The 21,132-nt window shown below is 37.5% G+C and carries 21 protein-coding genes; 9 read left to right on the top strand and 12 right to left on the bottom strand.

The window, feature by feature from the left end:
- Nucleotides 1-369: 369 nt before the first annotated feature.
- Entirely contained in the window at nt 370-1,419 is a 1,050-nt protein-coding gene (gene sohB, locus H4J41_RS13415; protein ID WP_182137605.1) for a protease SohB, read from the top strand.
- A 36-nt stretch (nt 1,420-1,455) separates the two neighbouring features.
- Entirely contained in the window at nt 1,456-2,106 is a 651-nt protein-coding gene (locus H4J41_RS13410; protein WP_182137606.1) for a thiopurine S-methyltransferase, read from the top strand.
- Between the two features lie 484 nt (nt 2,107-2,590).
- Here H4J41_RS13410 and H4J41_RS13405 read toward each other — a convergent pair whose 3' ends face one another.
- Nucleotides 2,591-2,857: a hypothetical protein gene (locus tag H4J41_RS13405; RefSeq protein WP_182137607.1), complete on the bottom strand. Its 267-nt coding sequence runs from the start codon at nt 2,855-2,857 to the stop codon at nt 2,591-2,593.
- Nucleotides 2,858-3,141: 284 nt separating this feature from the next.
- On the opposite strand from H4J41_RS13405, the gene H4J41_RS13400 reads away from it, so the two are divergent.
- The 4 genes from H4J41_RS13400 to rlmM are packed head-to-tail and all read left to right on the top strand — an operon-like array spanning nt 3,142 to nt 6,191.
- Nucleotides 3,142-4,050 (top strand): transcriptional regulator GcvA, encoded by a 909-nt coding sequence (locus H4J41_RS13400; protein ID WP_182137608.1) that lies wholly within the window; start codon nt 3,142-3,144, stop codon nt 4,048-4,050.
- A 5-nt stretch (nt 4,051-4,055) separates the two neighbouring features.
- Nucleotides 4,056-4,721: an alpha/beta family hydrolase gene (locus H4J41_RS13395; RefSeq protein ID WP_182137609.1), complete on the top strand. Its 666-nt coding sequence runs from the start codon at nt 4,056-4,058 to the stop codon at nt 4,719-4,721.
- Complete coding sequence (locus H4J41_RS13390; RefSeq protein ID WP_182137610.1) at nt 4,699-5,100, top strand: DUF423 domain-containing protein; 402 nt, start codon at nt 4,699-4,701, stop codon at nt 5,098-5,100. The genes H4J41_RS13395 and H4J41_RS13390 overlap by 23 nt, the downstream gene beginning before the upstream one ends.
- Before the next feature lie 5 nt (nt 5,101-5,105).
- Nucleotides 5,106-6,191 (top strand): 23S rRNA (cytidine(2498)-2'-O)-methyltransferase RlmM, encoded by a 1,086-nt coding sequence (gene rlmM, locus H4J41_RS13385; protein ID WP_182137611.1) that lies wholly within the window; start codon nt 5,106-5,108, stop codon nt 6,189-6,191.
- A gap of 129 nt (nt 6,192-6,320) precedes the next feature.
- On the opposite strand, the gene H4J41_RS13380 is transcribed toward rlmM, so the two are convergent.
- Nucleotides 6,321-7,109, bottom strand: a complete 789-nt coding sequence (locus H4J41_RS13380) for a hypothetical protein (RefSeq protein ID WP_182137612.1) — start codon at nt 7,107-7,109, stop codon at nt 6,321-6,323.
- 506 nt (nt 7,110-7,615) lie between these two features.
- Between H4J41_RS13380 and H4J41_RS13375 the strand changes: the two genes are divergently transcribed.
- Entirely contained in the window at nt 7,616-8,704 is a 1,089-nt protein-coding gene (locus tag H4J41_RS13375) for an L-dopachrome tautomerase-related protein (protein WP_182137613.1), read from the top strand.
- Nucleotides 8,705-9,239: 535 nt separating this feature from the next.
- On the opposite strand, the gene H4J41_RS13370 is transcribed toward H4J41_RS13375, so the two are convergent.
- From H4J41_RS13370 to queF, 5 genes are all read right to left on the bottom strand, one after another.
- Complete coding sequence (locus H4J41_RS13370; protein ID WP_182137614.1) at nt 9,240-10,247, bottom strand: isocitrate dehydrogenase; 1,008 nt, start codon at nt 10,245-10,247, stop codon at nt 9,240-9,242.
- Between the two features lie 483 nt (nt 10,248-10,730).
- A complete protein-coding gene (locus H4J41_RS13365; RefSeq protein ID WP_182137615.1) occupies nt 10,731-11,108 on the bottom strand; it encodes a DUF3192 domain-containing protein in 378 nt (125 codons plus the stop codon).
- Nucleotides 11,109-11,289: 181 nt separating this feature from the next.
- Nucleotides 11,290-12,090, bottom strand: coding sequence for a flap endonuclease Xni (xni, locus tag H4J41_RS13360; protein ID WP_182137616.1), 801 nt, complete (start codon nt 12,088-12,090; stop codon nt 11,290-11,292).
- A gap of 5 nt (nt 12,091-12,095) precedes the next feature.
- Nucleotides 12,096-13,436, bottom strand: coding sequence for a nucleotide 5'-monophosphate nucleosidase PpnN (gene ppnN / locus H4J41_RS13355; protein WP_182137617.1), 1,341 nt, complete (start codon nt 13,434-13,436; stop codon nt 12,096-12,098).
- A 671-nt stretch (nt 13,437-14,107) separates the two neighbouring features.
- The gene (gene queF, locus H4J41_RS13350) at nt 14,108-14,959 is read right to left on the bottom strand and encodes an NADPH-dependent 7-cyano-7-deazaguanine reductase QueF (protein WP_182137618.1); all 852 of its coding nucleotides are present in this window, start codon (nt 14,957-14,959) and stop codon (nt 14,108-14,110) included.
- Nucleotides 14,960-15,030: 71 nt separating this feature from the next.
- Between queF and syd the strand changes: the two genes are divergently transcribed.
- Nucleotides 15,031-15,615, top strand: coding sequence for a SecY-interacting protein (gene syd / locus H4J41_RS13345; RefSeq protein WP_182137619.1), 585 nt, complete (start codon nt 15,031-15,033; stop codon nt 15,613-15,615).
- Nucleotides 15,616-15,668: 53 nt separating this feature from the next.
- On the opposite strand, the gene H4J41_RS13340 is transcribed toward syd, so the two are convergent.
- Nucleotides 15,669-15,992 (bottom strand): hypothetical protein, encoded by a 324-nt coding sequence (locus tag H4J41_RS13340; RefSeq protein ID WP_182137620.1) that lies wholly within the window; start codon nt 15,990-15,992, stop codon nt 15,669-15,671.
- A 173-nt stretch (nt 15,993-16,165) separates the two neighbouring features.
- On the opposite strand from H4J41_RS13340, the gene H4J41_RS13335 reads away from it, so the two are divergent.
- A complete protein-coding gene (locus H4J41_RS13335) occupies nt 16,166-16,513 on the top strand; it encodes a DUF3192 domain-containing protein (RefSeq protein ID WP_182137621.1) in 348 nt (115 codons plus the stop codon).
- A gap of 325 nt (nt 16,514-16,838) precedes the next feature.
- Here the strand turns inward: H4J41_RS13335 and H4J41_RS13330 are convergent, their stop codons facing one another.
- The 4 genes from H4J41_RS13330 to H4J41_RS13315 form a co-directional block, all read right to left on the bottom strand.
- Entirely contained in the window at nt 16,839-18,305 is a 1,467-nt protein-coding gene (locus H4J41_RS13330) for a DUF3300 domain-containing protein (RefSeq protein ID WP_259364549.1), read from the bottom strand.
- Nucleotides 18,306-18,493: 188 nt separating this feature from the next.
- The gene (locus H4J41_RS13325) at nt 18,494-19,876 is read right to left on the bottom strand and encodes an ATP-binding protein (RefSeq protein ID WP_259364550.1); all 1,383 of its coding nucleotides are present in this window, start codon (nt 19,874-19,876) and stop codon (nt 18,494-18,496) included.
- Nucleotides 19,877-19,924: 48 nt separating this feature from the next.
- A complete protein-coding gene (locus H4J41_RS13320; RefSeq protein WP_182137622.1) occupies nt 19,925-20,614 on the bottom strand; it encodes a response regulator transcription factor in 690 nt (229 codons plus the stop codon).
- Nucleotides 20,615-20,617: 3 nt separating this feature from the next.
- Nucleotides 20,618-20,929 carry a PepSY domain-containing protein gene (locus H4J41_RS13315; RefSeq protein ID WP_182137623.1) on the bottom strand — a complete coding sequence of 104 codons (312 nt, stop codon included), beginning with the start codon at nt 20,927-20,929 and terminating at the stop codon, nt 20,618-20,620.
- Between the last annotated feature and the right edge of the window lie 203 nt (nt 20,930-21,132).

Genomic DNA, 21,132 nt, shown 5'->3' with positions numbered 1-21,132 from the left:
AGCTTAACGTACTTATGCCAGAGCAAAACTATACCAAAACTACACCAGGGCAAAGCTATGCTAAATAACGCTAGCCCGTGCTCAAAAGAGCAGGGTGTAAATCAGGTCAATTAGTTAACAATGTCATTGTGGTAGCGGATAAAGACGCATTTTTAAATACTACTCTGCAGTTTAGCCATTATTTTATAAAGCAAAAATTGGCTGACAGTTGCTTATTTATTTTCATTTAAGGGGTAACTTTAGTGAATAATTAGCTATTCCCCTTTTTTTACAAACTATATCCCCCATATTGATAACTAGAATAATCATTACAATTAATATACAACAATAGGGTTAACAGTTGTTAACCTGTTGTTTAGGAGAAAAATATTGGAATTTCTGTATGAATACGGTTTGTTTTTAGCTAAAACCATCACTTTCGTTATTGCGGTGGTTGCTATTATTATTGCTATTGCCTCTTCCGCAATGAAGCAAGGTGGTAAGAAAGGCGAGCTAGAAATTATTGACTTATCAGAGCAATATATTGAAGTTGAAGAAGATATTACCCACCACCTTTTATCTAAAGAAGAGTTAAACGAAAAAGAGAAAAAAGATAAGAAGGCGGCAAAAGAGCAAGCCAAAATCGATAAAAAAGCTCTCAAAGACGGCAGTGACGAAAAGAAAGCCATCCCACGTTTATTTGTTGTCGACTTTAACGGTAGTATTGATGCTAAAGAAGTTGGCTCTTTACGTGAAGAAATTAGTGCAATTTTAACTGTGGCTCAACCCAGCGATGAAGTTTTTGTTCGTTTAGAAAGTGGCGGCGGTATGGTGCACGGTTACGGCTTAGCGGCTTCACAACTCGACCGCGTACGTCAACGCAATATTCCATTAACGGCATCAGTTGATAAAGTGGCAGCCAGTGGCGGCTATATGATGGCCTGTGTGGCTAATAAAATAGTCTCAGCGCCATTTGCTATTCTTGGTTCTATTGGTGTTATTGCACAAGTGCCAAACTTTCATAAATTATTAAAGAAAAATGATGTCGACTTTGAGCAGTTTACCGCCGGTGAATTTAAACGTACGGTCACCATGTTTGGTGAAAATACCGATAAAGGCCGTGAAAAATTTGTTGAAGAGCTTGAAGATACGCACGTGTTATTTAAAAACTTTGTTAGTGAGCATCGTCCAAGTCTAGATATCGCTAAAGTGGCAACAGGTGAGCATTGGTTTGGCACACAAGCAAAAGAATTAGGGCTTGTTGATGAAATACTAACCAGTGACGATTACTTACAGGCACGTTGTAAATCTCACAAGTTAGTGCAAATTAAGTATGCAACAAAGAAAGGTTTAGCTGAAAAGTTTTCAAAAGCAGCATCTTTGTCATTTGATAGCATTATAAGCAAGGTTTGGCAAAATAATCGTATTTTTCCAAGTTAATAGCTTTGGCTGATTTAAGCTAATAAGGTCATATCAATGGACAGTTTTTTTTGGCATAAATGTTGGGAGCGCAACAAGCTGGGTTTTCACCAAAGTGACATACACCCTTTATTGTCTCAATATTTCAAAAAACTGTCTTTACCCTCCGATCAGCATGTGTTTGTGCCGCTATGTGGCAAAACACTTGATATGGCCTATTTAGCCCAGTATTGGCAGGTTACAGGTAATGAATTAAGTGAAATTGCCTGTAGCGACTTCTTTCTCGAAAACAATATTGAGTATCAAAAAAAGACCTCAGGTGATTTTGAGGAGTTTTTTTGTCCTCAGCTTTCACTATTACAAGGTGATTTCTTTAAGCTTTCTGCAGACGCCATTCACCCCGTAGATTGGATATATGACCGTGCGGCCTTAATTGCGCTACCAACAACAATGCAGCAAGCATACGTTAAGCATTTGAAAACGTTTTTTTGCTCACATACACGCTTATTTTTAGTAACAGTTGAGTTTCCAAGAACGCAATTAAGTGGTCCGCCATTTTCGATAACAGCCACTGATGTACAACGCTTGTTTTCAGGCTTCAATATTGAATGTATTGCGACCCATGAGCTTAAAGATAAGCAATTTGCCCAGCGAAGCTTTGAAGTTGATTACCTGAGAGAAAAGCTATATATCATCACTAAAAAATAATAGTGGATGAAGTAAATATCTAGCTAAACATAGTGTTAGGTACTTATTTTTAAGGAAATAGCGGTTAATTTAAATAGCGCTCAGTTAAATTTTTATTAATGGAAGGGGAGTTTTTTTAAAAGCTTAATTGAGTTTATTAGTGATGTATTTAACCTGACGGTTTTTATTTGACGTCATAAACTTGAGTAATATCTAGCAGTATAAATGCTGACCTATAATGATCAATCTTAAGCCTTCACTGCTTCCAATACACCTATGTTCCAATACACTTATGTAACCATTAATGTTACTTTGATTAGCTGCAATACCTTAGAAGGTATTCCTAAGTGCTTTAGATAGCTTACATAAGATTAATTAAGTTGCTATTGATTGCCTTATATTTTCGCATAGTTTATTGGGCTTTAAATAACAAAAAAGGTGCTGTTGGGCACCTTTTTTTTGAAGATTAATAGTCAAAAAGTTAATGGTTAATTTAATAGCCCTACTATTCAGCAAGCATCACCGCTTTGATGATAATTTCAGCGCCTTTGTTGACATGAAAATCGTTCATTGTAACTTGAGCGTGAGCTATTTTTTCGATAGGATTTATGACTATCGTATTTAACTTAATTGATTGTGCCAAGTGTAGTTTAGTGATTTCTACTAGTTCAACGGCGTTGATAGCCTGTACTTTAACTAATTGTGTTGCTTGGCTGTTACTTGCCACTAAAGCTAACATGGCGATAGTTGCTAATTTAAAAATGTTTTTCATAAGTCACCTGTAATAAAACGTTAATTGGTTTTATAGATGTTTTGGGACTCGTTCTTTTCAATGACAAACAAGGGTTGGGAGCCTGTTTGATTATTACCCGGTTATTTCGGGCTAAAGATGAAGTCCTTCATCTATGGCGTGCATATTACGGTAAAACTGGTAAAGTTTATAATGACTATTTATAATGCCATTCATTAGAAAAACTAATCCGACATGCTTATGTCGAAAACTTGATGAATTATGCAAGCATAGATTCATTTTTAACGTAAATTTATAGGTGTAATTTGGCGAATAGACTCCCACCACTTAACGCTTTGAGGGCTTTTGAGGCATCTGCTAGGCAGTTAAGTTTTACCCGGGCAGCGGAAGAATTATTCGTTACTCAAGCAGCAATAAGTCATCAAATAAAAGCCTTGGAAGATAATTTAGGCATAAAATTATTTATGCGTAAAAATAGAAGTTTGTTACTGACAGAAGAAGGCCAGTCATATTATCTTGATATTAAAGATGTGTTTAATGCCTTACATGACGCCACAGAAAGATTATTAGCCCGCGGGGCAAAGGGTGCTATTACGGTCAGCTTGCAGCCAAGCTTTGCCATACAGTGGTTGGTGCCTAGGTTAAACACCTTTAACTTATTACATCCTGATATTGACGTGCGTATTAAAGCAGTTGACCAACCTGAAAATTCGCTTACTGAAGATGTTGATTTAGCAATATATTATGGTAGAGGGCGGTGGAGTGGTATTCATGCGGAGCAATTACATACCGAGTATTTGATCCCCGTGTGTTCACCTTTATTATTATCGGGTAGTAAACCCTTAGGTATAATTGATGATTTAGCAAATCATACTTTATTACATGATGCCTCGAGAAGAGATTGGAAAAGATGGTTTAAGCATGTTGACTTCAAAGGCGGTAATGTTAACCATGGCCCAATATTTAGTCATTCGGCGATGGTGTTACAAGCGGCTATTCATGGCCAAGGGGTTGCTCTGGCGCATAGTGTGCTTGCGAAACCGGATATTGATAGTGGTCGATTGGTTTGCCCATTTAAAGAAGTATTAATCAGTAAAAACTCTTATTACATTGTCTGTCGAGAAAAACAATTGGAATTAGGTAAAATAGCGGCGTTTCGTGAGTGGGTATTACAAACGGTTGCCGACGAGCAAACTATGATTGATGAAGGGTAGCTAGTGTGATCAACAACGAATTATCAGTAAGTAACGAACTAAATAGCGCCAAAGACGCAAAAGCATTGGTCATATTTGCTCATGGTGCGGGTGCGGATATGCATCACCCGTACATTGAAGAACTTGTTGGTTTGATGAATGCTCAGCAATTGAGTGTTTTACGCTTTAACTTTCCTTTTATGGACAAGCGTAAACTTGATGGCAAAAGGCGACCACCGGACAGAATGCCCGCGCTAGTTGAGTGCTATCAAGCCATATTAGCAAAAGCCAATAGCACTTTACCGATATACATTGCCGGAAAATCAATGGGTGGTCGAGTAGCCGCGACTTTAGCGGGTGATAGCGTTTTAATGAAAAGTAATTTAATACGGGGCGTTATCTGCCTAGGTTATCCATTTCATCCGGTAAAAAAACCAGAAAAGTTACGCTTAGCGCCATTGCAAGATACACAATTGCCTGTGTTGATCTTACAAGGCGAAAGAGATGCGCTAGGTAGTGAAAGTGAAATTAAGCAATACGAAATTTCCTCACGTTGTCAGTTACATTACTTTAATGACGGTGACCACGATTTAAAGCCACGGGTAAAATCGGGTTACACCCTAAAACAGCATCAAACTACAGCGGTTCATAAAATGAGGAGTTTTATCGATGAAATTAATAACAGTTGCTAAACTACTGATGATATTTGTTGGTATCAGTGGGTGTTTTTCTGTATTATTCGGCGCTTGGTTAGCCCATGGTGGGCAATCGCTACCTTTGGCGTCACAAGAACGACTAATGACCGCATTAACGTATCAGTTTTTTCATACGTTAGCGCTAATGCTAACCATCATCTTATATAAGCTGCACGAAAAAGCTATGTTATTGATCGCAGGAATATTATTTGTGATTGGTATCGTATTTTTTAGTGGTAGTTTGTATATCAGAACGTTATTCGATGTGTTGAGTATTGGAAAGTTGGCGCCATCAGGCGGCCTGTCATTTGCACTTGCCTGGCTAGTGGTTGGATTTGCAGGTACTAAAATGTTTGACCAAAAGTTAGGTAATTAATTAAAATGACTGCAATAGTTTTATATTGTCGCCCCGGATTTGAAAAAGAATGTGGCGCAGAAATTCAAGAAAAAGCTTCATGGAATGAAGTATATGGCTATTTAGAGCTAACTAAAAACCAGGGCGTAGTTTATTTTCATTTAAATAAGCCGGAAGAGGGTGAGATTTTAATGGAAAAAATTCCATTAAAGCGACTTATTTTCGCTCGCCAATGGTTTGTCACGGTAACTGAAAAGATAGACTTACCTGACTACAATCGCGTTGAAGCCATTGTAGAAGTGTTAGGCACTGAGTGGCAATACGCTGATTTGCGTATGGAAACTCCTGACACAAATGACGGTAAAGAACTGTCGAAGTTTTGTCGTAAATTAGCAGTACCACTTCGACAAGCACTGAGAAAAGATAAAGTACTGACCGAAAAAGGTAATAAAGATGGCGCGGTGTTACATGCGTTATTTTTATCAGGCAAAGAAGTTATATTCGGCTTTTCATTAGCGCGAAATACTTCGCCACATGTGATGGGTATTCCACGTTTAAAATTCCCTAATGCCGCGCCAAGTCGTTCAACATTGAAACTTGATGAAGCTTTTTTATATTTTATTCCTAGAGAAGAATGGGATATACGTTTAACCTCAGGGATGAATGCAGTCGATTTAGGTGCAGCTCCAGGTGGTTGGACTTATCAATTGGTTCGTCGTGGCATGATGGTAACGTCAATCGATAATGGCCCAATGGCGGAGTCATTAATGCAAACGGGTCAAGTAAAGCATCGTACAATGGATGGCTTTAAGTACTTGCCGCAAAAGAAAAATGTTTATTGGTTAGTATGTGACATGATTGAAAAGCCACAACGCGTGGCAAAGCTGATGAGTGAATGGTTATTAAAAGGCCTATGCCAAGAAGCTATTTTCAACTTGAAATTACCCATGAAGGGGCGTTATCAGCAAGTTAATGATGACTTACAAACGATGAAAGATGCTTTTTCTCTGCACAATGTAAAATATGAATTGTATGCCAAGCATTTGTATTATGACCGCGAAGAAATAACCGTTCACGCTAGGTTATTATCTCCGCCGCCGATGGATATTTAGTGACTTTCTACTAACAATATTTTGAAAAAAAGCCCTATATTTCTGATGGATTTTAGGGCTTTTTTATATTTTAAGTTTATATATCTGCTAATACTGTTGTTTTACTATCAAATACACCGCTGTTATACATCAAGAGATAATCTTCCTTTTTATAAAAAATAGTAATGCTAATGATAGAATAGCGTATGATTTTGGTTCACCGACTGTTACCGCATTTGACACGCCTTGAATGACTATATTTTGAAAAGCGATAACTTCGCTGCCACCATTGACCTTAGCTTTCAATTCAAGTGTTAACAAGCTCCCAGTGTCTAAAATGGATGACGAAAATGCTTTAAATTCATTACTGAGTAATCGAGAATTTACCGTCATGGGATCGTTAAGCGCTATTAAGCTATTATCTTCTAAGCGGTAATTTTGTTGGGTATCTTCATTGCTTATACTTTGAAAAATTGTACTGTATGGATTGTTGTCAATACTGTAGCGCCATAAAAATTGGTCACTACTTTCAAAGTCGCCCATTGCCGCCATGTCGATAAAAAATGTTAATGCAGATAAATTTTTGATGTTGATTTTCCACTTAGCGAGGGCATCATCGATTGGGTTATTCAAGTTGACGGTATCAACAATGCCAAAAAAAGCTTGTGTATTGGTACTCGAAACAATGCCTAAACGGTCAGATATTGCTATTTCACTGTTATCTAATAATGCGTTGGGTATATTTAAACCAACATCTCGTTGATAGATTTGAAAGCCATCGTTAATACTTGAAAAAGTATTTTTAAATGGATTAGTATAGTTAATATGTGTCGATGAATGGGGTGTTAATAGCTCATAATTTATCAATGATGCATGGCTATTTCCGGTAAGAAGGTAGCTGCATATTATGGCTATAGTTTTTAGGTGAAATGGCTGCATAACAAAGTCCTTTTTGTCTTTAACATTTTGCTATAAGTTCCTCTAAGAAGTATTCGCTTTATTTGAAAAAGCAGGTAATTAACCGCTTTAAATACAATTAGCTTCATCCTTGGAGCAGGTTAGTATTACAGTAGTTTATAGGACGAATGTTAATAAATAGCCTATAAAACCTTAAACAGTATAGCGCTAGTGTTAATAAATGCGAATTTACCCAAGCCAACAATGTGAATCGACCTAGTAATTGAAATTATTGAACATTAAATACTATTAGGTCAATTTACACTAAGGCCAGAAAGCACTGAGTGATTGTTATCAGAAATAACCTTACTTGATGATCACTTAGATTTGGTTGCTAAGGTTAAAAATATATAAGTGTGGGACTCGTTATTTGGTCAAAAGATGTTAAAAACTCTATTTTAAATAAAAAGTAAAGACGTTCCCTTAAGTAAAAAACAAAAAATATTATGAATAATTCTAATATTTACATCTTCATATAAAGGAAAACAATGATGAGAAAACTACTTTTAGCCGCAATTTATAGCATAGCATTACTCAGTGCAGCGACGACATCGGCTAATAATAACAAGCTAAACACGGTAGCTATATTTGATGCACAACACCCTCCAGGCAATATTGCTATTACGCCGTCGGGCAGAAAATTTTTGTCAATACACGGATTTTACGGGCAAAAGCAAAAAATTATGGAGTTGTTCAAAGACGGTACAACAAAACCTTATCCTAATGAAGCGTGGGCTTACACTTACAATAACGGTAAAGGTTTTTATGATGTATTAGGTATTAACGTATCAGCCGATGGTATTTTATGGATGCTAGATACGTCAGGCCCTGATCACGCTGGACGATTAGTCGGTTGGGATACTATTAACGAGCAGCTTCATAAAATCATTTATTTAGCAAAGCCAACAATTACAGAGACCTCGTTTTTAAACGACCTAGCGGTTGATAACAAAAATGGATATATCTATATAGCAGATACAGCACAAGGCAGCCAAGCCGCGATTATTACTGTAAATATTAAAACAGGTGCAGCGCGAAGAGTACTGCAAAACAGCCATTATACTACTGCCGAAAACATCGACATAGTTATTGAAGGTCGCACTATGAAAATTGGGGGACAAGCGGCACGTTTAGGTGTAAACCCAATTACCCTTGAGCCAAATGAAAATTGGTTATACTTTGGCTCTATGTCGGGTACATCGATATATCGTATTGCTACCAGCGCAATGATAGATGAAGGTCTATCAAGTAAAGCGCTTGAACAAAAAGTAGAACGCTATGGTACTAAGCCAATTTCTGATGGCATTATTGTAGATGGTGGCGGCAACGTTTATGTAACGGATATTACTAACGGCGCTATCGGTGTGGTTAAGCCCAGTGGCGGTTACGAAGTGTTATTTAAAGATGAGCGGCTCGTGTGGCCTGATGGCTTCAGTTATGGTGCTGATGATAAAATTTACTTCACTGTGAATGAACTTCACCGTTCACCGCCACTTAATGACGGTAAAGACGGTAGCCAAGGCCAATTTAGCGTGCTTTCTTTTGAGCCGCTCGTTAAAGGTAAAGTAGGTCGGTAAGTGCCCCCTAATTCAGCAATAACTAACCGTCACTATTAGCATTGAGCAGTCCTTTAGGGACTGCTTTTTAGAAGCTAAAGTCGCTTTATTACTGTATTCCAACATGGATAAAAGGTTCAGATTTTAGCGAGATGAGGAAGGTTTGTGAACCTCTATTTTAGTTTGTGTTTAGCGCACCAAGTAATTGTGAATTTATTTCAGTATGAACAATTTCTGAGTGAGTCTCACTTGATGATGCAGAAGTTGATTTAGCTAAAAAACTATCACTTCTGAAACAGTAACTGCGTTTAGCACTTTTGTTGAGGTAATTTCATTACTCATCACTATTCAGACAAATTAACTTTTTTTTGAGTTATAACCAGTTATTCCTGCTCTAGTATATTTATACTAAGCTTGTTATATCCGTGCCATTAAACTTGTGGTTTTGTTATTGACAGGATCAATAAATTAATAACATGTGCAAGATAAGAGAAATGCTGAAGATAAAAAAACCAAGCACTGTGGCTTGGTTTTTCATATAAGGTAATAAGCAGTGTTATAAACGTTCTAATACAGCTTGTGTGAAGTCTGAGGTGCCGTGTGTGCCGCCAAGATCTCGTGTGGTGCGATCGCCAGACTCGATAACTTCCGTTATAGCGCGACGAATGTTATCTGCTTTATCAGCCATACCCAAGTATTCTAGCATTTGAATAGCGGCTAAAATAACTGAGGTAGGGTTTGCCAAGTTTTTGCCGGCAATATCAGGCGCACTGCCATGAACCGCTTCAAATATTGCACAGCCATTACCAATATTAGCGCCAGGTGCCATGCCTAAGCCACCCACTAAACCTGCACATAAATCTGACAGTATATCGCCAAATAAATTTGTAGTCACAATTACATCGAACTGCTCAGGATTCATAACTAACTGCATACAACAGTTATCTACAATCATTTCTGTTGATTCAATTTGTGGGTAACGTGCGGCTACTTCACGGGCTACTTTAAGAAATAGGCCAGATGTTGACTTTAGGATGTTAGCTTTATGAACAGCAGTTACCTTTTTACGACCTTCTTTTATCGCTGTTTCATAAGCGAAAGTTACAATGCGTTCAGCACCTTCACGAGTGACAAGACTTTTCGCTTCCGCTTGATTTCCGTCTTCTGAAACTGTTTGTCCTAGGCCTGAGTACATACCTTCAGTATTTTCACGAATGGTAATGATATCAATATTTTCATAACGTGCCTTCGTGCCTTTAAATGACAACACAGGACGAACATTAGCATATAGTTGAAAATGCTTACGTAAGGTGACGTTAATTGAAGTAAAACCTTCACCTACAGGTGTCGTTAACGGACCTTTTAGGCTGATTTTATTTTTTTCAATTAGTGCCAAGGTTGATTCTGGCACTAAGTCGCCATGATTCTCCAATGCGGTTAGACCAGCGTCAGCATACTCATATTCAAAATTACAGCCGGCTTTATCTAATATTTTGATAGTTGCGTCGATAATGTCTGGACCTATGCCGTCACCTGGGATCACTGTTATGGTTTGTTTTGCCATTGTTTAATTGCCTTTTGAGTATTGCTTTTTTGAATTACGAGAATCGTGAGTTTTTGTTTAAATATAAAACACTTACCAGCCAATATATTTGACCTGACACTACGCTTATTGATTCAACCGAGTTAATGCCTGCAATTATAGCAACTAACCGTAGCAGTTAGTAAGTTTTACTGTAAAACTTTAGTCTAATTCCTGTGCTACTAGGTTTCTAGTTGTTGGTAGGAGAAAAAATCAAGGCTGATGTTTATTCTTCTCAACTAAACTTGGGCTATTTTAATTAGCACATATGGGTAATAACTAAGTGGCATGGGTAGCTAGTGTTATATTTAGTGTGGAGTTTTAAGAATAAATATTTTTTTTCAGCAATACACGCGATATGAGTGATAGGCGTCGATTAAATATAAAAAAATGACTTATCAGACAGCTAATATGTCATCACTTGATGTTAAGTATAGCTGTTTAAATATTACTGAGATGTGCAGTTTAAAACGCTTTAAACTGCTGATAAGCTGTTTTACCAATAGCGGTTAAAATACCATTAGTAAACAATAATGCGGTGCATTCATCTTGTGTAGTGATGCCGTCAGACTTTACATGTTGGGTGCGGTAAAAGCTGACTTGATACCTGCTTTCGTTAACTATTTTTGCTTCGGTAATATCAGGACTACCTAGCTGTTCGATGGCACTATTAAAATTAAATTTTTTCAATTCAAGTTTAGCAATAAATTGTTGATTGTAAGCTTCTCGGTCTTCCCATTGCATGTTTGCAGGGCTGTCATCGTAAAAGTTGACCACTAAGGTGACAAATATACCGTATGCTGCTAAGGCGACTAATATGATAGCAATTATTTTTTTATTCACTTTTAATCCTTGAAGCTTTCTTGGTCATTATTTTTGAGTCATTATTTATTGTTAACGTCATTACTCATTATTAAGCTCTAAATAATGAGTAATGACGTTTTAGTGCGTTTTAATGGCTAGAGTGAAAATACCAGTAACAACTTTCAATGTTACCAGATTGTTAACTGCTGGCAAGTGCATTTTAAAAGGGTAGTCTTATGTCTTTTAAATTAAACCCTAAAGGGATATCAATTTTTAATGTCAGTAGCTTGCGACTTAACGTAATTTGTTCATCATGTTGCAATAGTTTTTCACTGATGCTATTTTTTAAGTCTTTAGCATTCAGTATACTTTTAATCGAGCCATACTGATTTAATAATTTTGCTGCGGTTACTTGACCTATGCCGGCTACGCCAGGAATTTTATTAGTGTTATCACCCGTTAAAGTCCATAAGTCCATTAACTTATCTGGTTTTACCGTGAACTTGTTAAGTACATATTCTTCGTCTAAATAACGACGATTAAAATAGTCATAGACTTGGATATTGGGATTGAGTAGTGATAAAAAACACTTGTCTGTAGATACCACAGTTACATTTCTACCACGCAATGCAACCTTTATTGCCAAGGTTGCAATTAAATCATCAGCCTCGTCTGCTTCTGAAACTAAAGAGTCAACGTGGTGTTGCATAAAGCGGTCTTGGATATCAGTTAACTTGTCAGCCAAATGCTCGGGCATTTTTTTACGGCCTTTTTTATAGTCTGGATAAATGTCATAGCGCCAACATGGCGCTTGAGAGTCAAACACCGCAAGCGCATGGCTAGGCTTTAACTGTTCAATAATTTTTTGTAAGGCTTGTTCACATGCTTTGGCGGTATTAAATAGCACTTGTTGCTTGGTATTTTCAGCCAATTCATTGTTCAACAAAAATGGCCGTTCTTGCACAGCATAAATTCTTCTGATTAAATTTAATGCATCAATTAATACCAAATGGACCGTCATAAAAATTAACCTTCAATGACTGTATAACAAGGAATGTATTCACTACCAGGTAGTTTCATTCTTTGTTGTTTGACGAAAGAATTCAATAGCGTATCCATTAATGCCATCATCTTACTATCACCACTTATTTTAAACGGCCCGTTTTCTCGGATGGCTTTTATGCCACTGGCTTTGACATTACCGGCAACAATACCAGAAAAAGCCCGGCGTAAATTGGCGGCTAATGACGCTATGCTTTGGTCATAATGCAAATTTAATGAGGCCATGTTTTTATGATCAGGCTCGAACGGCTGTTGAAATTCAGTTTCAATCACTAATGACCAATTAAAATGATAAGAGTCACCGGTCAATTTTCGATGTGCGACCACTTCTTCTGTGCTTAATTTAAAGGTTTTTGCGACTTGTTCAGGGTCATCAATAATAATTTTATAGAGTTGCTGTGCTGATTCACCAAGCGTGTTGGCAATAAAAGTGTCAATTTGCTGAAAATACTCTGCACTTTCAATGGGCCCAGTTAAAATAATAGGCAATTTTTGTAACTGGTTTTTTGGATGTAGCATAATACCTAAAATATAAAGTAACTCTTCTGCTGTACCTGCACCGCCGGGAAATATAATAATACCATGCGACATACGCACAAATGCTTCTAAGCGCTTTTCAATATCGGGCATAATGACTAATTCATTAACGATAGGGTTTGGTGGCTCGGCTGCAATAATACTAGGCTCAGTTAACCCTATATAGCGGCCAGTTGTGTTGCGTTGCTTGGCATGACCAAAGGTTGCTCCTTTCATTGGGCCTTTCATCGCGCCAGGCCCACAACCGGTACAAATATTAAAACTCCGCAAACCCAGATGATAACCTACTTGTTTGGTATATTTATACTCGGTACTATTAATCGAATGTCCACCCCAGCAGGTGATCAAATTAGGTGAACTGTCAGGAATTATCGCGTTGGCATTGCGTAACATATCAAAAATAACATTAGTGACACTGTCGACATCTTTAGTGCTGTAACAATCACCAATAAATAATATGTCGCGTAACACTGCCGAAAGGTGCTCTTGAATACCCTTGATAATAATACCGTCGACAAAAGCATGTTTGGGCGGGTTATCTAAGGCTAACTTAACACCACGCTCACGCCTTAATACTTTAATTTGAAAGTCTAAAAATTGTTGATATATATCTTCAGCATTATCGGTATGACTGCCGGCATTGAGTACGGCTAACGAGCAATTACGATAGAGATTATAGAGTTCACTGGTGGCGGATTGTTGTAAACGGTCAACTTCTGCTTGAGACAGTAAATTCATTTTGCCAACAGGATTAATTTGAGTATGCATAACGGTACTTCCTCGTGCTGATTATTATCCGTAAATAACGCTATATTTCCGTCTTTCTAGCTTGATACCATGCAGCGTTAGCATGTTCAAATGCGGTAATTTGTAAAAATAAACGGTAGACTTGCCACCTTTTTACGTAATATATTGAGCTTGTTTACTACAGTGGATTTATCGATATTACTCAACAAATTCTTCGTCACCATAACGGCTAATAAAAGCCTCTTTGGCCATAACACTTGTTAAGATAAAGGGTGTTAATTTTTTGCTAAACTACTGAGTTTTTTAGCATATATTTTAAGTTGATTAATTTGTTATTCAATAATATGTCATTGTCTTTGCAAGCGAGTGACAATTTATCATCAAGTTGTTCAATAATGCTGCTAGTGCGCTGAGCGTGAATCGCGGTATCAAATAAAGATTATAAACGGTTAATAGTGATGTTCGCGATAAAACTTTCACTCTTAAACTTTCAGCCATAAAAAAAAATCGCTCCAAAATATACTCATTGAATGGAAACAATAGCACTAGGTATGTTTTGAAACTATTGCTTTTACATCAAGGCTAAAGCAATAGTTTCTTGTTATATGATAATAATAAACACAACCATATAAAAAGCCAGTATAAGCGTATATCTAATAACTGACTGCTTAAAAACTACACGTTGTGTTGGCTTATTGTCGTAGTGTTCTTAATTTAGGCGCTTTTGTTTTGCTTGTTGAGCGAAATGGATTAATGTCTAAGCCGCCTCTGCGGGTATATCGAGCAAAAACTGTTAGGTGTTCAATCTGACAAAAACGCTTGAGATCACAAAAAATTCGCTCAACACATTGCTCATGAAATTCATTATGTTGGCGAAACGAAATTAAATATTTCAATAGGGTTTCATGACAAATTTGTTGACCGCTATATTCAATATAAACACTCGCCCAGTCAGGTTGATTAGTGATTAAGCAATTTGACTTTAATAAATGGCAAACTAAATATTCAGTCACAACATCTGCTTGGTCATGGTTGATACTTTTTAGTATTTGTGGAGCAAGTTGGTAATGACTCACTTCAATGTCTAACTCATCTATACATAATGCGTTATCAAGGGCTATAGCGAGTGCAGGGCAGTTATTGACAGGAAAAAGTTTTACTTCTGCACTGGCGCCAGCGGTAGCGGATAAGTCTTTTATTAATGCAGACTCTACACTTTGCCACGAGGAGAATCTAGTCTGATTAAAACTGTTTAAATACAGCTTAAAAGACTTTGACTCTACAATGTTTGGGCTGGTACATGGAAAACTAAATTCAGCCACCGCAACAACGGGCTTACCCTTGTCATTTAGCCATGACAGCTCATAGCCATACCAAACATCTTCACCTTTAAACGGCAGCTTGTTTGTTGTTAAACCTAAACTGTCTCTATTTAAGCTCCTAGGTACCGCTTGTAGTAATTCTGGGGTATATTGGCTGCAATAGCTTGTTACTTTTCCAAGCGTTAACTTGCTTAACGCTTTTGCGTTTGTATAAGTGCTCATTTTTGCGTAACTTCTTCTCTGATTGTAACAAGGTTGAAATCTTTCTCTATTTTATAGGAATTAACTGCTAGATGAAAATATCAAATCACTCTCTTAATGAACTCGTATGGCAATTTTCTCAAGATTACTTACAAGCATACCAAGATAGGTTTCAACATTTACCTATTACCCAAAAAGATGAAGACTGGTCATCGCCTTGTGAGCAGGGTGTGCATGAAGAAGATTTTTCTTTATGGCAGCCAATAAAAATGGCCCAAGTGTTAACGTTTGATAATGTTGAAGCGGCCTTGGAAGTCAAACTTCATGCTGACATTAAAGACTATTTTACCACTATTTATAGTGACAGCTTAGATGCCAGTTGCATAGAAGGAGACTTGTCATTGTTATTTGTATGGAGCGAAAAAGACTTTGCGCGTCTACAAGAAAATATTATTGGCCATATTTTAATGAAAACAAAATTAAAACAAAAGCTAACGATATTTTTTGCGCTGACTGATGATGACGACCATATTATTTCATTAGACAATGACACAGGCTCAGTGTGGGTGGAAAAAGTGGGCCGAGAGCCACATAAAAAAATAGCAGAGACACTGGCTGAATTTATGTCGCAACTTACGCCACGGATACCGCCAACCAGTATTGAAAATGCCCAGTAAGCGATAAATTTCTCAAACATTATAACGACTTTTTGGCCGTGCTGAGCATAAAGCTAGCTATTTTTATGCTGGTCTAATAATTGTTTTAGCTGTTGCTTTAATTCAGTTATATCTCGCTGCAGTGGCGCTAAAGCATTTGCTATCAGTAAACTTATTTCTGTGTTGTTAGGTTTTGCTTCAGTTGAGGTTTTGGTGGTGATTTCTTGATCTTGAGCCTGTATAAATTTTGGCTCGTGGTGCCAGTTTTTTAAAGCCGAAATTATTTTTGGCAAAGGTACGGCTTGATTCAGCTGACTTTTAATCAGTGCCACACTGGGCACTTTACCTTCATTGGCTAGCTTGTTGGCGATGATGGAAATTTCATCAGATATAGTCATAACGCATAACTCAGGTGTTAAAGAAGCAATATTTTAGCGAAAAACACTAACGCTGTCTCGCTTTGTTTTTAGTTTTTTTATTTATATTCAATACAATCAGTTGGTTATGAAAGTGGTTTAGTATTTGCAATTAGCCTTATCAAACCCATTACTTTTGATAAGAGAAAAATAAAATGAAACAAACGTTATTAGCACTCATTGTTATTGCGCCATTAACCTTGACTTTAACCGGTTGCGTTATTGCCGTTGGCGGCGAAGATGGTCACTCTATTTCTGGCGATTTTGACGATAGAGAATATCAAAATAGAAAAAAAATCGCCGGTATACAATTAAACACCACGTTTGCTGATGTTTCTCGTGTAATGGGCGTAGCTGATTTTAATGAAACTTATTTCGATGACGGCAAAACGGTTAATGTAGTTTATTTTCGTACACATCGTTTGCACAAAGATGGCTTAACAACGAAAGATGAGTGTACAAAGTTAGTTTTTGTTAACGATGAATTAACTGCCATAGAGTAAGGGTGATAATCAGTGGTGTGTTGATCGGGCTTATACCAATCTCACTCATTATCTGATCATTTTTACTGGTTAAAATAATCCACTACTGCGTTATTTATTTAATAATTAGCACAACTAGTGATTAAAATAAATGCCTTATATTTGGCCATTTTCCCTGCGTATAAAGTAGACCACCTAATTAATGAAATTGGTATGAGTATCTTAAAGGCATGAGAAAAGGGTGATATCAATTGATATCGCCCTTTTTAGTTTTACAAACGTAACATTTTCAGCATCGACTAACTATGTTATTAACGACCCGCTGGGAATAAACAGCGGGGATAAATTAGTTATGCCGCTTTGCTCTGTTTTGATGTGTTCTGCTACCCCTGTTTTTTTGGCTGCGAGTTACCTTGGCGTTTGAGCGCTTATGCACGCTTTTTTCACTTGTTGAAGTTGGGTGGTTTTGGTAAGTTTTTTTAGGTTTTTTTACAGCTTTAAGATAACTTTTCTCAGTACGGGCTCTATTAGTGATGCCTTGATCATTTTGGCTATAACTGTCTTTTTTTATATATTTTTTAACCTCATTATTCCTATTCCTATTCATATTTACCTGCGGCTTAGCTGTTTCGATTTTATCGTTATAGGGTTTTTTACTGCCCTTAGTTTGTTGCCAAGGCTTATTTTTATAGGCTTTTTGTTGAGTTAATGAATTTTTCTTAAGCGGATGCTTGTCAATTTTCAGCGCTCGATTAACCTGCAGCTTATGCTTCAGGCTTTGGTTTTGGTTTTTACTGTGGGTATATTTATTTCCGGTATGTTCAGTAAGGCGTTTATTTTTATTCACAAAAGACTTTTGTTTTGTACGCAAAGCCTTATGCTTTTGCACATTAGGTGTGTGACTGCGATATTTCTTCTGTATGTTGGATGTGCGATACGCTACGCCTTTTCTATGGCGAGGGTTATGCTGCCAAGGTTTTGATTGATAACTGGTAGACGATTTTTTATTACTATGGTGTTTGTAATATCGAGACTTGTGATGATTAACAACCACATGACGATTACTCCAGTGCACGGCACCAAAAAATAGTCCAACAGTCAGGTGGACAGGGTTATGCCAATAATAGGGGCCATGATTCGAAGCATAGTGCACAGGGTGGTGCCAAAAAATGGGCGGATAATGTGACCAGCGCCAATCGCCATAAACGACTCGAGTATCGTAATAAGGCACATAAATAATATCAGGTTGTCTTGACTCTATGATGATTGTTTGGCTTTCTCGAACAACCTTGACGTTACTCATATTTTCAAGGTTACCTGCTTGATCTGCTTGTTGGCGTAATCTTTGTAAACTGGCAAGCACCTGTGCTTCATCTTGTAAAAAAGCATCACCTAAATTAGTCATCCAATGTAAATCTTCACTTAATTTTTTAAGTATGTTTGGAAAAGGTAATAGGGCTTTAACGCTAGGATCCCAATCTTTGTCTTCTGCGGCATCAGCAAGTGCTTGAGTACTTAGCCGGTTATTTTTATTTAACCATCGCTCGGCGTCAACAACTTCAATAGGATAGGTTGTGGCAATAAGAATGTGGCTAAGCAAAGCGTCTGGATATAATGCGATGGGCGCTAGCATTTGTGCTAACTCAGCATCAGTAAAGTGACTGGCTTGGTCTGTTAAGCTAGGTTCAATGTTTGACTCATCGAAAGTTACACTGGTGTTGTCAGCGGCAAAACCTAGGGGTGAAAACACCAAGGCGCTTGATAAAAATAGCATTAAATAAATCAGTGAGTTTTTAAAGTTAATTTTTTGCATCTTGCTACTCCTTAATACGTATGATTAAAAAGCCGCCTATTCACACTAGCTATTTACATAGCCTAACGGTAAATAGTTAGTGTAAAACAGCTGAAGTGGCTTTTTAAGCTTTTTAAGTTATGCTAGCAATATTAACTGCTGTAAACTGAACGTTAGCTGAATCGAGTACTTATCAGGTGAGTTAAATTTTATAGTGGGAAATTAAGTGTAAACTTGGCACCTTTTAGTCGCGCTGACGACTCAATGCATATGCTACCTTGGTAACTATTGACTAAATCTCGCACTATCGCCAAACCAATGCCATGACCATGCTGATAAGTGTCGGCTCGAGTACCACGTTGTAATATCTCTTCTCTTAAGTCGGGCGCTATGCCAGCCCCGTCATCTTCAATAATGATCATCATGTTTTTGCTACTGTGACGGATCTCAAGTTGTATTTCTTGCTTAGCGGCTTTGCAGGCGTTATCTAATAGGTTACCTAGTATTTCTAATAGATCGGCTTCATCACCTTTAAAGTTGCATTCATCGGTGATATTGACCACAAATAATAAGGATTTATCGCGGTATATTTTTTCTAAACTTTTGATTAATTTATTGGCTATTGGTGCTACCGCTGTACCCAAGTACCAGGAGGATTGGCCAGCGCTTTGTGCTTTGCGTAACTGATATTCAATGATGGCATTAATAATATTGAGCTGCTCTTGAGTTAGTGGCGATAGCGCGGCCTGAGTTTGCATAACGGCCAGGGGTGTTTTTAAACTATGAGCGAGATCTGATAAGGCATTACGATAGCGCTGGCGCTGTTTTTGTTCGGCATTTAATAATAAATTCAATTGCTCAGTCACTTGATGTAGCTCGGTTGGGTAAGTGCCGATAAGACGCTCACTTTTGCCTTGTTCGACATCACTAAGCTCTGTTTGTAAGGTTTTTAACGGCTTTAACGTCCATAACGACCAAAGGTATTGAATCAATAAAAGTACTAGCATTAAACCGGCTAACCCTAGCATTAATTGGCGATGAAATTCGGCCATCATCTGAGTTAAGTCGTTTTGTTGTTTAATAATATGTAGGGTCATGGGCAAAGGTTGTTGTTCACTGCCATAACTGACACTTAAGCTATAAACAAAGTGTGGCTGCGCTGCTATCTGAGCTTGATAAAATGCACTTTCTCCTAAGTGAGGTTGTTGAAAGTTTTCTGCCGTCCATGGCGACAGTAATGACTGAGAACTCCAAAGCTTTTCAGGTGAGCTGGGTAGTTGATGCGCCGTATTTTCTTGCATGGTTGCTGAGCTACTAGTGAGCACCGCATATAAGCCTGACTGGCTAACATTAAATTGCGTTTCCAATAACTGCTCAGGCATCAGCAAGCTGTTATTTTCAACTTCAATAATGGCTAAAATTGAGTAGGAATAAGCAGAGAGTTCATTTTTTAAACTAGCAAGCATATGTTTTTCATAGGCATTACTGATAATCAACCCAACAATGGGCAATAAGATGAAAATCATTAATAAGGCACTAAGCAGCACTCTGGTTTTTAATGATTTAAGTGACTTTTTTAGCGAATTTAACAACTAAATTTACCTTTTGTAAAATAAAAGCCCAATGCTATGTTAGTTTGATTAACCAGAGGTTAGATGTGTTAAGTCTTTTAATAAATAGCCTTGGCCACGTAACGTTTCAATAAATTGGTATTGGTTTTCAGGGTCAAGTTTCTTTCGTAGGCGGCGGATAAAAACTTCTATCACGTTGGAGTCCAAGTCAAAGTCTTGATCATAAATATGTTCGGTGAGCTGTGTTTTTGATTTGACTTCACCTAAATGGTGCATCAAATATTCAAATAATTTGTATTCATAACTACTGAGCGAAATAGCCTGTTGATTAACGCTAACCTGCCTACTTGCGGTGTTAATCGCAAAGGGGCCATTTGCGATTAACGGACTTGCTTGACCGGCACTGCGTCTAATTAAGGCATTTAACCGTGCTAAAAGTTCTTCAATATGAAAAGGTTTAGTTAAATAATCATCAGCGCCAGCGTCTAATCCAGCGACTTTATCTTGCCAACTACCACGCGCCGTGAGTATTAATATAGGAAAGCTAAAACCTTGTTCGCGCAAAGATTTAACAACGCTCACGCCGTCAATTTTTGGTAAGCCTAAATCAATAATAGCCGCATCGTATGGAAACTCTTGGCCTTGAAATAAACCATGCTCACCATCACTTGCCACATCGACACAGTATTTTGCCGTGATTAAATGATCTTTCACGTGTTGTTGCAGATTTTTATCGTCTTCGATGAGCAAAATTCGCATTAATTAGTTTCCTGATACACGGCCTGATTGGGCGTCAACGTTAACTGAAATTACATGACCGTTGTCTTTAAGTAACTTTACCCGGTAGCTTGGATTTTTTTTAGAACCATTGTTATTAACTTTTAATATTTTACCGCCAAATTTATTTTGAACAATTCGGGCCGCTTGTTGAGGACTAAGTGATTTAGCACTGTTAGATTGACCATAGTTAGCTTTTACAATCATCAAGCTATTAGGCGTAGCCTCAATACTAGCAAACACTGGGGCTGCTATTAATGACGTTACTACGCTTAAGATAAATAATTGTTTTTTCATTGTGAAACCTTATTAAAACGACTTGATCAAAACGAGATTGTCAAACAGTGTAAAATAATGATGGATAGAATCCAAGTAGGGGTTATTTTAAAATAACTAAACTGAATGCTTTCTGAATATAAGCTTACTGTTTTATTCGTCTGCATCTCATGGTGTTTAATGACGGTAGTATTTAAAAGTTAAAAACAGTGTTCAGCTAGGGT

The organism is Colwellia sp. MB3u-45 (genome assembly GCF_014077005.1).
Taxonomy (GTDB): domain Bacteria; phylum Pseudomonadota; class Gammaproteobacteria; order Enterobacterales; family Alteromonadaceae; genus Cognaticolwellia.
The sequence above is the reverse complement of the archived record's forward strand: the minus strand, read 5'-3'. Positions and strand labels throughout refer to the sequence as shown.

What these genes read in the sequence shown, in the direction of transcription:
- H4J41_RS13410 (WP_182137606.1), top strand. Translation starts at nt 1,456, where the DNA reads ATGGACAGTTTTTTTTGGCATAAATGTTGGGAGCGCAACAAGCTGGGT.
- H4J41_RS13405 (WP_182137607.1), bottom strand. Translation starts at nt 2,857, where the DNA reads ATGAAAAACATTTTTAAATTAGCAACTATCGCCATGTTAGCTTTAGTG.
- H4J41_RS13390 (WP_182137610.1), top strand. Translation starts at nt 4,699, where the DNA reads ATGAAATTAATAACAGTTGCTAAACTACTGATGATATTTGTTGGTATC.
- rlmM (WP_182137611.1), top strand. Translation starts at nt 5,106, where the DNA reads ATGACTGCAATAGTTTTATATTGTCGCCCCGGATTTGAAAAAGAATGT.
- H4J41_RS13380 (WP_182137612.1), bottom strand. Translation starts at nt 7,109, where the DNA reads ATGCAGCCATTTCACCTAAAAACTATAGCCATAATATGCAGCTACCTT.
- H4J41_RS13375 (WP_182137613.1), top strand. Translation starts at nt 7,616, where the DNA reads ATGATGAGAAAACTACTTTTAGCCGCAATTTATAGCATAGCATTACTC.
- H4J41_RS13370 (WP_182137614.1), bottom strand. Translation starts at nt 10,247, where the DNA reads ATGGCAAAACAAACCATAACAGTGATCCCAGGTGACGGCATAGGTCCA.
- xni (WP_182137616.1), bottom strand. Translation starts at nt 12,090, where the DNA reads ATGACGGTCCATTTGGTATTAATTGATGCATTAAATTTAATCAGAAGA.
- ppnN (WP_182137617.1), bottom strand. Translation starts at nt 13,436, where the DNA reads ATGCATACTCAAATTAATCCTGTTGGCAAAATGAATTTACTGTCTCAA.
- queF (WP_182137618.1), bottom strand. Translation starts at nt 14,959, where the DNA reads ATGAGCACTTATACAAACGCAAAAGCGTTAAGCAAGTTAACGCTTGGA.
- syd (WP_182137619.1), top strand. Translation starts at nt 15,031, where the DNA reads ATGAAAATATCAAATCACTCTCTTAATGAACTCGTATGGCAATTTTCT.
- H4J41_RS13340 (WP_182137620.1), bottom strand. Translation starts at nt 15,992, where the DNA reads ATGACTATATCTGATGAAATTTCCATCATCGCCAACAAGCTAGCCAAT.
- H4J41_RS13335 (WP_182137621.1), top strand. Translation starts at nt 16,166, where the DNA reads ATGAAACAAACGTTATTAGCACTCATTGTTATTGCGCCATTAACCTTG.
- H4J41_RS13330 (WP_259364549.1), bottom strand. Translation starts at nt 18,305, where the DNA reads ATGCAAAAAATTAACTTTAAAAACTCACTGATTTATTTAATGCTATTT.
- H4J41_RS13320 (WP_182137622.1), bottom strand. Translation starts at nt 20,614, where the DNA reads ATGCGAATTTTGCTCATCGAAGACGATAAAAATCTGCAACAACACGTG.
- H4J41_RS13315 (WP_182137623.1), bottom strand. Translation starts at nt 20,929, where the DNA reads ATGAAAAAACAATTATTTATCTTAAGCGTAGTAACGTCATTAATAGCA.